12 protein-coding genes are annotated in these 12,562 nt (G+C 70.7%); 6 read left to right on the top strand and 6 right to left on the bottom strand.

Annotation, left to right across the window (positions count from 1 at the left end):
• Window positions 1–220 precede the first annotated feature (220 nt).
• Together ACFPA8_RS05405 and ACFPA8_RS05400 are read left to right on the top strand one after the other, a co-directional pair.
• Window positions 221–1,336 (top strand): magnesium and cobalt transport protein CorA, encoded by a 1,116-nt coding sequence (locus tag ACFPA8_RS05405; RefSeq protein ID WP_386443092.1) that lies wholly within the window; start codon window positions 221–223, stop codon window positions 1,334–1,336.
• 130 nt (window positions 1,337–1,466) lie between these two features.
• The gene (locus tag ACFPA8_RS05400) at window positions 1,467–1,997 is read left to right on the top strand and encodes a hypothetical protein (protein ID WP_386443090.1); all 531 of its coding nucleotides are present in this window, start codon (window positions 1,467–1,469) and stop codon (window positions 1,995–1,997) included.
• Window positions 1,998–2,075: 78 nt separating this feature from the next.
• Here ACFPA8_RS05400 and ACFPA8_RS05395 read toward each other — a convergent pair whose 3' ends face one another.
• On the bottom strand, window positions 2,076–2,834 hold the full coding sequence (locus ACFPA8_RS05395) for a hypothetical protein (protein WP_386443087.1): 759 nt from the start codon (window positions 2,832–2,834) through the stop codon (window positions 2,076–2,078).
• Window positions 2,835–3,012: 178 nt separating this feature from the next.
• Between ACFPA8_RS05395 and ACFPA8_RS05390 the strand changes: the two genes are divergently transcribed.
• Genes ACFPA8_RS05390 through ACFPA8_RS05380 form a run of 3 tightly spaced genes read left to right on the top strand, consistent with a single transcriptional unit; the run spans window position 3,013 to window position 6,250 of the window.
• Window positions 3,013–4,347, top strand: coding sequence for a magnesium transporter MgtE N-terminal domain-containing protein (locus tag ACFPA8_RS05390; RefSeq protein WP_386443084.1), 1,335 nt, complete (start codon window positions 3,013–3,015; stop codon window positions 4,345–4,347).
• A complete protein-coding gene (locus tag ACFPA8_RS05385; RefSeq protein WP_386443082.1) occupies window positions 4,337–5,005 on the top strand; it encodes a DUF1003 domain-containing protein in 669 nt (222 codons plus the stop codon). The genes ACFPA8_RS05390 and ACFPA8_RS05385 overlap by 11 nt, the downstream gene beginning before the upstream one ends.
• A gap of 57 nt (window positions 5,006–5,062) precedes the next feature.
• Window positions 5,063–6,250, top strand: a complete 1,188-nt coding sequence (locus ACFPA8_RS05380) for an Mrp/NBP35 family ATP-binding protein (protein WP_386443080.1) — start codon at window positions 5,063–5,065, stop codon at window positions 6,248–6,250.
• A 121-nt stretch (window positions 6,251–6,371) separates the two neighbouring features.
• On the opposite strand, the gene ACFPA8_RS05375 is transcribed toward ACFPA8_RS05380, so the two are convergent.
• The 5 genes from ACFPA8_RS05375 to sigE all read right to left on the bottom strand — a co-directional run bounded on the left by ACFPA8_RS05375 (window position 6,372) and on the right by sigE (window position 11,509).
• The gene (locus ACFPA8_RS05375; protein ID WP_386443077.1) at window positions 6,372–7,025 is read right to left on the bottom strand and encodes a hypothetical protein; all 654 of its coding nucleotides are present in this window, start codon (window positions 7,023–7,025) and stop codon (window positions 6,372–6,374) included.
• Window positions 7,026–7,231: 206 nt separating this feature from the next.
• Window positions 7,232–7,708 carry a sec-independent translocase gene (locus ACFPA8_RS05370; protein ID WP_386443074.1) on the bottom strand — a complete coding sequence of 159 codons (477 nt, stop codon included), beginning with the start codon at window positions 7,706–7,708 and terminating at the stop codon, window positions 7,232–7,234.
• Window positions 7,709–7,895: 187 nt separating this feature from the next.
• Window positions 7,896–9,122, bottom strand: a complete 1,227-nt coding sequence (locus tag ACFPA8_RS05365) for a S1C family serine protease (protein ID WP_386443071.1) — start codon at window positions 9,120–9,122, stop codon at window positions 7,896–7,898.
• 570 nt (window positions 9,123–9,692) lie between these two features.
• The gene (locus ACFPA8_RS05360) at window positions 9,693–10,739 is read right to left on the bottom strand and encodes an anti-sigma factor family protein (protein WP_386443068.1); all 1,047 of its coding nucleotides are present in this window, start codon (window positions 10,737–10,739) and stop codon (window positions 9,693–9,695) included.
• Window positions 10,736–11,509, bottom strand: coding sequence for an RNA polymerase sigma factor SigE (gene sigE, locus ACFPA8_RS05355; RefSeq protein ID WP_386443065.1), 774 nt, complete (start codon window positions 11,507–11,509; stop codon window positions 10,736–10,738). Before sigE ends, ACFPA8_RS05360 begins: the two co-directional genes overlap by 4 nt.
• A 162-nt stretch (window positions 11,510–11,671) precedes the next feature.
• On the opposite strand from sigE, the gene ACFPA8_RS05350 reads away from it, so the two are divergent.
• Window positions 11,672–12,358, top strand: a complete 687-nt coding sequence (locus ACFPA8_RS05350) for an O-methyltransferase (protein ID WP_386443062.1) — start codon at window positions 11,672–11,674, stop codon at window positions 12,356–12,358.
• Window positions 12,359–12,562: the final 204 nt, after the last annotated feature.

The following is a 12,562-nucleotide window of genomic DNA, read 5'->3' as shown; positions in this document are numbered from 1 at the left end:
CTTTTTCCTCCGGGATTTCTCCGCGGGGTTCCGCGACACGGAAGAGTGCCAGAGCTTCGCTCCACCCCGTACGACTGCGAACCAGCGAACGCCGTCGCGACCGGCCTGAGCGGTACCCGCTTTGCAGACCTCCGGCCCCCTGCGCAGTACAGGAACCGTAGGTTTACATTCCGGGCAGCGCTGCACCGGCCGACGGCTCGGCATCCCCGAGGAGCCCAGCATGTCGATGATCCGAGACCTGCGCGCTGCCGTACGCCCGTCCCTGCGCAAGGGCGGCCGTTCGGCGTACCAGTACGAGAACACCCGCACCGACGACTCGGGCACCGCCGTCGTCGACTGCGCCGTCTACCGGGACGGGCAGCGCGTCAAAGCCCAGATGACGCCCGCCGAGGCACTGCGGCAGGTGCGCTCCAGCGAGGGGCACGAGTTCGTGTGGATCGGTCTGCACGAGCCGACCGAGAGAGAGTTCTCCGGCATCGCCACGGAGTACGGACTGCACCCCCTTGCCGTCGAGGACGCCGTGCACGCACATCAGCGTCCGAAGCTCGAGCGCTACGACGACAGCGTCTTCACCGTCTTCAAGACCATCCACTACGTCGAGCACGCCGAACTCACCGCCACCAGCGAGGTGGTGGAAACCGGCGAGGTGATGTGTTTCACAGGACGGGACTACATCATCACAGTGCGGCACGGCGGCCAGGGTTCGCTGCGCGCACTGCGGCACCGTCTCCAGGACGACGCGGAACTGCTCGCCAAGGGGCCCTCCGTGGTGCTCCACGCGATCGCCGACCAGACCGTCGACGGATATCTGGCGGTCGCCGACGCCGTCCAGGACGACATCGACGAGGTCGAGATCGAGGTCTTCTCCAACACCGCGGGCAACGGCCGCCGCGGCGGCGACGCCGGACGCATCTACCAGCTCAAGCGCGAGGTACTGGAGTTCAAGCGTGCGGTCTCGCCGCTGCTGCGCCCGATGCAGCTGGTCAGCGAGCGTCCCATGCAGGTGATCGACCCGGAGATCCAGAAGTACTTCCGCGACGTCGCCGACCACCTGACGCGTGTGAACGAGCAGGTGCTCGGCTTCGACGACCTGCTCAACTCGATCCTGCAGGCCAATCTCGCCCAGGCCACGGTGGCGCAGAACGAGGACATGCGCAAGATCACTTCATGGGCCGCCATCTTCGCGGTGCCCACGATGATCGCGGGCATCTACGGGATGAATTTCGACTACATGCCTGAACTGCACTGGAAATACGGCTATCCCACGGTGATGGCCGTGACGGCGTCGATCTGTGTCGCCATCTACCGCGGCTTCAAGCGCAACGGCTGGCTTTGAGTACGGCGCCGGTGGCTACTTCTGAAGACTGAGCCCCGTCTCGTGCCTTGACGCCCGGTGTTGACAGCGGGCGTCAAGGCACCCTCCTGGCGGAAGCCCCGGCACCTGTCCGGCCCGGTAGCCTGCCCGTATGACGCTGCTCGATCAGGCCCTCGTCGAGGAGGCCAGCAAGAAGTCCGGCCTCATCTGGGTACGGGGGCCGGAAGGCCCCGCCCGGTCACTGTGGCACGTGTGGCACGACGGTGCCGCGTGTCTCTTGGGCGACGGACCGCTGGAACAGCCCCTGGAGGGACTGGAGTTGACGGACGGGGGAACCGCCACCGTCAGCGTGCGCAGCAAGGACAAGGGCGGACGGCTCGTGGTCTGGCCGGCCCGTGTGGTGGAGCTGGCGCCGCGTACGGAACGCTGGGAGACGACTGTCGGCGAACTCAGGGGGAAGCGGCTCAACGCACCCGACTTCCAGACCGTCGCGGACCGTTGGGCGCGGGAGTGCCGGGTTCTGCGGCTGGAACCGGCGGGCCCGCCCGTACAACAGCCGGGTTCGATGCCTGACGACGCGCAGGCGGCCGTTCCGCTGCCCACTCGTGCGACGACGCGGCGGCGAATTCCGGCGGCGCTGCCGAAGCTGCTCTTCCGCAGGCGGCGCCAGGCCGACTCCTGAGGTCCGGTCCGCTCGTCCGGGCCCTGCGCACCTGCGGTACCAGGAACTCACAGGTGCCCGCCGGGACAGCCGGAGCGGTCAGCCCCGGCTCTCGGCTATCTTCCGGCCGTAGTCGACGATCTGGTTCTTCGGGGGTTCCTGGAGTTCGAACTCCTTGTTCCAGTCGTCGAGTTCGAGCGAGCCGGCGCCTCCGCCGCGTTCCACCCGCATCGGGTAGGGGTTGCCGATCAGCGAGACGTCGACGATGCCGCCGCCGCCCTCGCCGGCCATGACGCGGATGGTCCGTACGCCGTCGACCTCGCCGCGCTCCCCCGTCTCACGCTTGCCGCGCATCGTCAGCAGTCCGTCCAGCAGCACGCGCATGTCGGCGAAGCCGCTGAGCTGCTCGTACGCCGGATCGTCGGAGGGGACCTTGACGTACTTGCCGTCGAGCTTGCCCGCTGCCTGGATGTCCGACCTGGACGGCTCCTCGCCGCCCTTCCCCTGGCGGGCCCAGAAGCCGGCGTCGGCCTTGAGGAAGAGCGCCTTGCCGATCTTCAGCAGCCAGAAGGCCGAACCACCTCTGGAGACCTTGCCCGTGGCGCCGTCGCGCTTGAGGCGCATGTTCAGACGGTAGGTCTGCCCTTTGCTGACGACGTTGCCGGCCAGCTTGACGGCATCGGCGTTCTCCGCCGCCGCCCTGGCCTTCTTCTCGATCCGCGTCGCGGACAGCTTGCCGATCCCGTTCGTGCCCTCGTCGGGGTCGCCGCTTCCGCATGCGGCCAGCGCCGCTGCAAGTCCCGCGCAGACGGCCCCCCTCAGGGCCGCGCCTCCTCGCGTGCGGGCGCATCCAACCACGTCGGCAACCTCCTGGAGATCGGGCCGGGGAACCGCACCTTACCGGGGCCCGCGAGTGGTTCCGGACGGCAGCCGTCCGGACCATCCTGCACGGTCTCACAAGGGGCCGCCAGGCTAGGCTGAAGCCGACAAACGGTGCGCAGGCGCCGGAGCGCGGACGGAAGAGGAGGCCCGACAGATGGCCGCAGGCGCCACCCGGGTCTTCGTCTCGCACCTCGCGGGCATCGCGGTCTTCGACCCCAACGGTGACCAGGTCGGACGGGTGCGCGACGTCGTCGTGATGCTCCGGGACCAGCCCGCCGCGGACGGGGAGCAGGCGGGGCGCGCGCGGCCTCCGCGGGTGCTGGGACTCGTCGTCGAAGTGGTCAGCAGACGACGGGTCTTCCTGCCCATGACGCGGGTGACGGGCGTCGAGTCCGGTCAGGTCATCACCACTGGAGTGGTGAACATGCGGCGCTTCGAGCAGCGCCCTGCTGAAACGTTGGTGCTCGGGGAGCTCCTGGACAGGCGCGTCACCCTCACCGGGACCGGGGAACAGGTCACCGTCCTGGATGTGGGGATGCAGCAGCTGCCCGCCCGGCGTGACTGGCAGATCGACAAGGTCTTCGTACGCCGCGGCAAGGGCGGTGCGCTCAGACGGCGCGGCGAGACTCTGACCGTCGAGTGGTCGGCGGTGACGGGCTTCGCGCTGGAGGAGAAGGAGCAGGGCGCCGCCACTCTGCTCTCCACCTTCGAACACATGCGCCCCGCGGACATCGCCAACACCCTGCACCACCTCTCCGCGAAGCGCCGCACGGAGGTCGCCGGGGCGCTCGACGACGACCGGCTGGCCGACGTACTGGAGGAACTGCCCGAGGACGACCAGATCGAGCTGATCGGCGAGCTCCCCGACGGCCGCGCCGCCGACGTCCTCGAAGCGATGGACCCCGACGACGCCGCCGACCTGCTCTCGGCCCTCGCCGAGCAGGAGCAGGAGCGCCTGCTGCAACTGATGAGGCCACAAGGGGCCGATCCGGTACGGCGGTTGCTGTCGTACGAGGAGGGCACCGCCGGAAGCATCATGACGACCGAGCCCATCGTGCTCCAGCCGGACGACACGGTGGCGCTGGCGCTCGCGCGCATCCGCAACCCCGATCTCTCCGCGCCGCTCGCCGCGCAGGTCTTCGTCTGCCGGCCTCCCGACGAGACGCCGACGGGCAAGTATCTGGGCGTCGTCCACTTCCAGCGACTGCTGCGCGACCCGCCCTTCACGCTTGTCGGCTCGATCGTCGACACGGACCTGCGCCCCCTGCCGCCCGAGACCACACTGCCCTCGGTGAGCAGCTACCTGGCGACGTACAACATCGTGGCGGCCCCGGTCGTCGACGAGGGCGGGCATCTGCTCGGCGCGGTCACGGTCGACGACGTCCTCGACCACCTGCTGCCGGACGACTGGCGGGAGGATGCCGCGCTGGAACCCCTCGGTACGACGCGCGAGACCGACCCGGAGGGGGTGAGCCGGAATGACGCCTGACCGGGGCCGGGACCGGGAACGCGAGAGGGAACGGGAACGGGAACGCGAGAGGGAGCGCGAGCGGGAACGGGAGCGGGAGCGCGAGCGGGAGCGGAGCAACACCCGCGGACGGCTGGACGTTCCCCGCGCCCCCCGCCGCAGACTGCTCCCCGAGTACGACCCCGACGCCTTCGGACGGCTCTCCGAGGAGATCGCGCGCTTCCTCGGAACCGGCCGCTTCATCGTCTGGATGACGTTCGTCGTCATCGTCTGGATCGCCTGGAACGTGCTGCTGCCCCAGGCGCTGCGCTTCGACGAGTACCCCTTCATCTTCCTGACGCTCGCCCTGTCGCTGCAGGCGTCGTACGCCGCCCCTCTGATCCTGCTCGCGCAGAATCGTCAGGACGACCGGGACCGCGTCAACCTCGAACAGGACCGCAAGCAGAACGAACGCAGCATCGCCGACACCGAATTCCTCACCCGCGAGATCGCGGCGCTGCGCATGGGCCTGGGGGAGGTCGCCACCCGGGACTGGATCCGGTCCGAACTGCAGGAGATGGTCAAGGACCTGGAGCCGTCCGGGCAGCAGGGCGCGCAGCAGCATGCGCAGCGTCCCGGACAGCAGTCACGGGAGCCGTCCCGGGGGAACTCCTCTCCGGGCCCTCACGACGCCGTGTGACGGGAAGACGCCACCCGCGGCTTCGGGTGCGCCTCCGGGCGGCCGTACCATTTCCGCATGGCTACCGACACTCCCGCAGAGTCCGCCCAGGAGGGGGGTCCCGCAGCGACGGCTCCCACCGAGGACGCCGTACGCGCCGCACTCGCGACGGTGAACGACCCGGAGATCCACCGTCCGATCACGGACCTCGGCATGGTCAAATCCATCGGCATCGCCCCCGGCGGCGCTGTCGATGTCGGGATCTACCTGACGGTCTCGGGCTGCCCGATGCGTGACACCATCACCGCGAACGTAACCGAGGCCGTCCAGGGCGTGCCGGGCGTCACACGGGTGAGCGTCGAACTCGATGTGATGAGTGACGAGCAGCGGCGTGAGCTGGCCTCCTCGCTCAAGGGCGGGAAGGCCGAACGGGAGGTGCCCTTCGCGCAGCCCGGCTCCCTCACCCGCGTGTACTGCGTGGCCTCGGGCAAGGGCGGCGTCGGCAAGTCCTCGGTGACCGTGAACCTCGCCGCCGCGCTGGCGGCCGAGGGCCAGAAGGTCGGCGTGGTGGACGCGGACATCTACGGCCACTCGGTGCCGAGGATGCTGGGCACGGACGCACGGCCCACCCAGGTCGAGGACATGATCATGCCGCCGTCGGCCCACGGCGTGAAGGTCATCTCGATCGGCATGTTCACCCCCGGCAACGCACCGGTGGTCTGGCGCGGCCCGATGCTCCACCGCGCCCTCCAGCAGTTCCTCGCGGACGTCTACTGGGGCGACCTGGACGTCCTGCTGCTCGACCTGCCTCCCGGCACGGGCGACATCGCGATCTCTGTGGCCCAGTTGGTGCCCAACGCGGAGATCCTCGTCGTGACCACCCCGCAGCAGGCCGCCGCCGAGGTCGCGGAGCGTGCGGGCTCCATCGCCGTGCAGACGCACCAGAAGATCGTCGGCGTCATCGAGAACATGTCGGGCATGCCGTGCCCCCACTGCGACGAGATGGTCGACGTCTTCGGGTCGGGCGGCGGTCAGCGGGTGGCCGAGGGGCTGACCCGCACCACCGGTACCGAGGTGCCGGTGCTGGGCGGCATCCCGATCGATCTCCGGCTGCGTGAAGGCGGTGACGAGGGCAAGCCCGTGGTGCTGAGCGACCCGGACTCCCCGGCGGGCGCCGCACTCCGTGACGTGGCCGGCAAGCTCGCCGCCCGGCAGCGCGGACTGTCGGGCATGAGCCTCGGTCTCACGCCCAGCAACAAGTTCTGACGCCCCGCTCGCTCTGCGCACGGACGCAGGCCGCGCGGACGCACGCAAGAGGGGCGCCCTCCGGAGAGGGCGCCCCTTGAGCGTCGGACCCGGCGGGCCTGGCGGCCGACCGGGCCCGCGCTCACTGCTCGTAGCTGGTGATGTCCTTGACCACGGCGAAGCCCAGACCGTACGCGCTCATGCCCCGGCCGTACGCCCCGATGTGGACACCTTCCTGTGCCGCGCCCGCCAGTACCCACCCGTACTCGGCCTCGCGATAGTGGAAGTCGGTCGGTACGCCGTCGACCGGCAGGGTGAGCGTGGACCAGCCGGCACCGCCCAGATCGTCGGCCAGCTCCCAGGCGACGCTCGTCTGCTGGTCGAGCCAGTCCTGACGGAGGCCGCGCTCCATCTCCTGTGGCCATGTACACGACAACAATCCGGAGCCCGCCAGCCATGCCGCTGTCGACACGGAGGTCGCCTCCAGCACCCCTGTGCCGTCAGCGCTGCGGCGGACGGGACGGCTGGCGACCGTGACCGTCACGGCGAAGCGCTGGTTGTCCGGATTGGCCTCGACCTTGAGCGAGGGAACCTCGCCGTGACCTGTCGAGCCGTGCTCGACCGTGCCGTCCGCCGCCGTCCCGACCTGCATCAGCCAGCGCGGCCCGGTGAAAGCCTCGTCGAGGCCGTACCACGGGAAGGAAGCCGTCAAGAACCCGTCCACAGCCCGCTCGGCACCGGGTTCCTCCGGTGCGGCGGGCCCGGGTTCACCGGCCACCCGACTCGTCGTCTCCATTGCGCGACGCCTCCTCCTTGCCCTGTGCCACGGGCAGCCTGCCCCCCTCGGACGGCGAACCCCGGACACTGGGAGGATAGCCACCCGGGTCGGCCGTTTCGGGCATGACCAAACATCGGACCGTCATCGGGGACGTGAGATGCGCCTCTCAGGTGACCCGGATGAGGCAGATGATTCGCCGGCGTACAGGAGTGCCCGGAGGGGCCTCAGGTGGCGTCCGCGTCGAAGGGCGGCGGATCGCTCGCGGGGCTCTGGGCAGGGCGGTCCTTGCTGAGCGGGTCGGTCGTCGCCACTCCGCTTCCCGCGGTCTTCGTCAGGTTCGCGCGGCTGCCGCCGCCGCCCGTGCCAGCCGCGTTCTCGCTCCCGTTGACGGCGTCTGTGACATCCGCCATGTCCTTCCGGAAGTCGAAGCCGTTGCGGATCTCCTTCAGCCCGAGGTCGTCCTCGTCGAGGAGGTGCTTCCGCGCGAACGTCTTGGGGTTCAGGTCCTCGAAGTCGAAGTCCTTGAACTCCGGACCCAGTTCGGAGCGGATGTCCTCCTTGGCGTTGTCCGAGAACTGCCGCACCTTCCGGATGAAGCCGGCGACGTCCTGGATCACCTTGGGCAACTTCTCCGGACCGAAGATGAGGACCGCCAGGATGACGAGCGCGACCAGCTCTAGGGGTCCTATGTCGAAGAACACCTTGCAGCTCCCTCATCCCTGATGCGTTCACGGGCAGTACGGCCCGATGTCACGGTACCCGGACTGCCCGCTCCGGTGGGAGCCCGCCCGGGCATCGGCTGCCCCATCCGGTGCAAGGCAGGCGGCCGACAACCCCGGCCACGGACCCCGGACGGACTCGTTCCCGTGCGACCGGAGCGCGTGCGGATCACTCGTCGTCAGCCGCCGCGCCGAGCTCGAGACGCACCGGTCGCGACTTCCCGTCCCGGCGGACGGTCAGGTCCAGCACGTCGCCCGGCCGGTGACTGCGGACCTTGACGATCAGCTCCTCCGCGCTGTGCACGTCCGCCCCGTCCACCGCTGTGATGACGTCGCCCGACCGGATGCCGGCCTCGTCGCCCGGACCGCCCGGCACGACAGGCCTGCCGTCCCGGCTGCTTCCCGCCGTGGCGACCCGCGCACCGTCGCCGCCGTATGCCATGTCGAGCCTGACGCCGAGAACCGGATGGACGGCACGCCCCTCGTTGATCAGCTCCTCGGCCACGCGCCGTGCCTGGTTGACCGGTATGGCGAAGCCCAGACCGATGCTGCCGCCCTCGCCGCCTGCGGGGAGTTCCGAGCCGCTGTCGGCGGACCGGATCGCGCTGTTGATGCCGACCACACGGCCCCGGCTGTCGACGAGCGGTCCACCGGAGTTCCCGGGGTTCATGGCCGCGTCCGTCTGCAGGGCGTCCACGTAGCTGGTGCCTCCGCCGTCCGGGCCGCCTGCCGCGGTGACGGGGCGGTGGGTAGCGCTGATGATGCCGTTCGTGACAGTGCCGGCGAGGTCGAAGGGCGCTCCGATGGCCACGACCGGGTCACCGACCGCGACGGAGTCGGAGTCGCCCAGCGGCAGGGGCACGAGCCTCCGGACGCCGCTGACCTTGACCACTGCGAGGTCGTAACCCCGGTCCGTCCCGACCACCTCTCCCCGGGCGGAACGGCCGTCGTGAAAGGTGACGTCAAGCCGGGCTCCGTCGGCTGCCGAGTCGACGACATGGCTGTTGGTGAGGATGTGGCCCCGCTTGTCCAGCACGAAGCCGGTGCCCGTGGCGGAACCGTCGCCCTCGCCGACGTGGAGGGTGACCACGCCGGGCAGTGCCGCCTTCGCGACGGCGGCGATGCTGCCCGGGTTGGCGCCGGCATCCGCGCCGGATACCGCCTGCGGGAGTTCGATGTCACCCACGAGGCCGTCCCGCTCCGCGTACGCGCCTCCGATGCCGCCGAGGATCCCGGCAGCCAGGGACAGCAACAGAGCGGCGACGACGAACCGGGTTCCCCGGCGCCCGCCTTCGACCGGTCCGTCCTGCGCCGGAGCGGGGGCGGGGACGGCCCACGGGTCGTGGCGCAGCCGCTGGGCACCGACGGAGATCCGCGGCTCCTGCGGCTGCTGCACGGGGCGAGCGACGGCGGTCTCCGGGAGGACCGCCCGGTCGGCAGACACGGCGGGTGCCGGCTGGAGTGACGTGCCGGATGCGGGTGTCGTTGCCGTGGTGGGCAACGGAACGCCCCGTGCGGGCGTCACAGAAGGCCGCTGCACCAGCGGGGCGGGAGCCCACGGGCCCGGGCCACCGTAAGGCGGCGTGCTGTACGGGTCGGCACCGTGCAGTGGCTCTGCCGCCGGCCGTGGCCGCCTGTCGCCCGTGGCGGCCGCGGCGCCCGCTCCGGACGCGCTCACCGAGGGCGGGGCGGCACCGTCGCTCGGCGGACTCTCACGCTGTGCGTCCGAAGAGCTGTCAGGCCGGTCCGCGTTCTGGGGTACGGACGAGCAGGAGGGAGCCGAGACCGACGGCTGCCGGGCTGAATTCCCGTGTGGACGGCTCCACCACTTCGGCCACGACTCTGCGGACTTCTCGTCCATGCTCTCCCCGTTGCTCGCCCACGCAGGACAAATCACCCTCGTTGCAACGGAATTCAATCAGGTCCGGAGAAGCATGTGCAGTGAAGCGGCGTCGCAGCTTCCGGCTCAGCCCTGCGGGGGTGCCGCCGTGACGACGGGAGAAGGCGCAGGAACGGGTGCGCTCTCTTCCGGCGCCCCGCCGGAGAAGGCGTCCACCGTCGTTCCTGTGTACGGCTCCGTGCCATAGGAGTTGTAGGCGAACGACGGCAACGCGGAGCGCGTGAGCGGCGAATCGAGGAGCACTTCACGCAGCAGCGGAAGCACGGTGTCCGGTCGTTCCCGCGAGGAACGCGGCGCTGTCGGTGCCGCCCACGGAGCACCGCGGTGGAAAGCAACGTCCTGTTCCGTCTTCGCGGCTGCGCCGACCGAGCTCCCGGTTGCCGAATTCACGCTGAGCGCGCCGCCGCGTTCGCTCCGCACACCGCCGGTGTCCCGGCGCCGTCGGTCACGTTCGGTACCGGTGGCGGTCGAAGTCGTACGGACGGAGCTGGCCGAGGCGCCACCGGCGTCGCCCTTGGCGGCCGCGGGGGAGCTGCCCGCCGGTCCGGGCCCGAGCCCTCCGCCGAGAGCGAGGGCTGCGAGCGAGACGGCGCCCGCCGCGGCGAAGGCGAAGCGGCGCCCACGCGAGGACGGCCGGTCCGTCTCGTGTATCCCGAAGCCGCGGCTGGGCGAGAGCGCGCTCTCCGCCCGCCCGCCGCGCAGATAGTCGAACGTCCAGGACGAGTTGCCGGAGCCGCCCGGCATCGAGCCCGGTGACGTACGGGGGCGTCCGCCCAGCAGGCCGCCGCCCGCACCACGGTGCGGGCCGCCGGAGCCGTCGGCGTCCGACGGGCCGTCCGGGCCTCCCGCGGGCAGCCCCTGCAGGCGCGCCAGAAGTCCGTCCGAGGGCGGCGGCGGCGCGGTGTCCGCGAAGACGTTCTTCACACGGCGCTGTGCGTCTGCCTCCGCCTTGCAGTTCCGGCAGGTCGCCAGGTGGGCCAGCACCCGCTCCCGGGCGTCGTGGCCCAGCTCTCCGTCGATCAAAGCCGCCAGCCGGTCGCCGAGATGCTGCTCGGCGGGAGTGAGACCTCTCTCGGGCTGCGGCAGCTGACGCCCCATGCCTGTGCCACTCACGCGGCACCGACCTCCCCACTTCCGACACCCGGGGCGGCCGCGCTCAGGGCGCGCTGCTGCTCGGCGCGCGCCTCGGGAGAGCGGTGCTGCAGCGCCTTGCGCAGCTGCGAACGTCCCCGGTGGATACGGCTGCGCACGGTGCCGAGCTTCACACCCAGCGTGGCAGCGATCTCCTCGTACGACAGACCTTCGATGTCACAGAGCACCACCGCGGCCCGGAACTCCGGCGCCAGGGTGTCCAGGGCCTGCTGGACGTCCGCGTCGAAGTGCGTGTCGTTGAAGTGCTGCTGCGGAGTGGGCTCACGGCTGGGAAGCCGCTCCGCCGCGTCGTCGGCGAGCGCGTCGAACCGGATGCGCTGCTTGCGGCGCACCGTGTCCAGGAAGAGGTTCGTGGTGATGCGGTGCAGCCAGCCCTCGAAGGTGCCCGGGGTGTACGTGGACAGGGACCGGAAGACGCGGACGAACACCTCTTGGGTGAGGTCCTCCGCGTCGTGCTGGTTGCCCGTGAGGCGGTAGGCGAGGCGGTAGACCCGCGCACTGTGCGTGCTGACGATCTCCTCCCAGGAAGGAGGGGTCCATGCCTGGCTCTCCGCATCGGTGTCGAAAGTCGCCGTGGTCGCGGAATCGGCGGCGTGGACCTGGTCAGCAATGTCGCTCACGGATTTCGGCTCGCCCCCGGACCTGCGGAAACGCCTCAGCATTCCACGGTCCCGGACCGCAGCCGCACCTCCCCTGTCGGCTCTGGTGGTGTCCAGTGGACCCCCAACCATAGCCACCTCGCCCGTTAGCTCCGGATAAGCACTTTTGACCGGCTCACGGCCGGGCCGCCGTTCCTGCTGCACCGACTCCGTCACGACACCCCCTGAGACCTTCCACTCCTTTCAACGCCCGGTCCCATCAGCGGGTTCCCGGGGCAACGGATACAGTCACGGTTGCGTGGAGGACGGGGACAGGAGAGGGCCATTACCGGCAACCGGCAGTCGAGCTGGGCGTTCGCCGACGCCTACGACGCCGAGCTCGTCGACGACGCCGAGATCGCGGCGCTGCGCTGGGCACGTGAACGGGCCCGGCAGGCAGGCGTGCGCGCAGTATCCGCCGGCACAGGGGCCACGCTGCGCCTGCTGGCCGCCACCACGGGAGCCAAGGCCGTCGCCGAGATCGGTACCGGCACCGGCGTCTCCGGCATCCACCTGCTCGCCGGGATGCGTCCCGACGGCGTGCTGACGACGGTCGATGTCGAGCCGGAACAGCAGCAGTTCGCCCGGCAGGCGTTCCGTGCGGCCGGCTTCGCCGGCAACCGCGCCCGCTTCATCCCCGGCTCCGCCCTCGACGTCCTGCCGCGCCTGGCCGACGGCGGCTACGACATGGTGTTCTGCGACGGCGACCGCGCCGAGTGCCTGGCGTACTTCGACGAGGCGCTGCGCCTGCTCCGCAACGGCGGGCTGGTCTGCTTCGAGGGGGTGTTCGCCAACGGACGCACGGTCGATTCGGCGCCCCAGCCCTCGGAGGTGCTGAAGCTGCGTGAACTGCTGCGGACGGTCCGGGAGAGCACGCAACTGGTGCCTTCACTGCTGCCCGTCGGCGACGGTCTGCTGTGCGCGGTCAAGCGGGGCCAGTGAACCGGGGGCGGGACCCTGATGACCCTGATCACCCCGCCGCCCGGAGTCGCGGACGGACCCGCGGCAGCGCCCCACGCGCCGGAAGCGGAAGCGCCCGTCGGGCGGCCGCGGACACGACTGCCCCGGAGCACCTGACGCGCTCCGGGGCAGTGGAAGACTCTCGGAAGGCGGGACGTTCGGTCCGCGTCCCGGCCGCTCCGCGCG

The sequence above is a fragment of the Streptomyces ovatisporus genome (genome assembly GCF_042653885.1).
Lineage (GTDB): Bacteria > Actinomycetota > Actinomycetes > Streptomycetales > Streptomycetaceae > Streptomyces > Streptomyces ovatisporus.
This window is presented reverse-complemented; position numbering and strand designations above follow the sequence as displayed.

Excerpts from the sequence above, each read along its gene's own strand:
- ACFPA8_RS05390 (WP_386443084.1), top strand. The coding sequence starts at position 3,013 with ATGGCCGCAGGCGCCACCCGGGTCTTCGTCTCGCACCTCGCGGGCATC.
- ACFPA8_RS05405 (WP_386443092.1), top strand. The coding sequence starts at position 221 with ATGTCGATGATCCGAGACCTGCGCGCTGCCGTACGCCCGTCCCTGCGC.
- ACFPA8_RS05375 (WP_386443077.1), bottom strand. The coding sequence starts at position 7,025 with ATGGAGACGACGAGTCGGGTGGCCGGTGAACCCGGGCCCGCCGCACCG.
- ACFPA8_RS05380 (WP_386443080.1), top strand. The coding sequence starts at position 5,063 with ATGGCTACCGACACTCCCGCAGAGTCCGCCCAGGAGGGGGGTCCCGCA.
- sigE (WP_386443065.1), bottom strand. The coding sequence starts at position 11,509 with ATGGTTGGGGGTCCACTGGACACCACCAGAGCCGACAGGGGAGGTGCG.
- ACFPA8_RS05385 (WP_386443082.1), top strand. The coding sequence starts at position 4,337 with ATGACGCCTGACCGGGGCCGGGACCGGGAACGCGAGAGGGAACGGGAA.
- ACFPA8_RS05400 (WP_386443090.1), top strand. The coding sequence starts at position 1,467 with ATGACGCTGCTCGATCAGGCCCTCGTCGAGGAGGCCAGCAAGAAGTCC.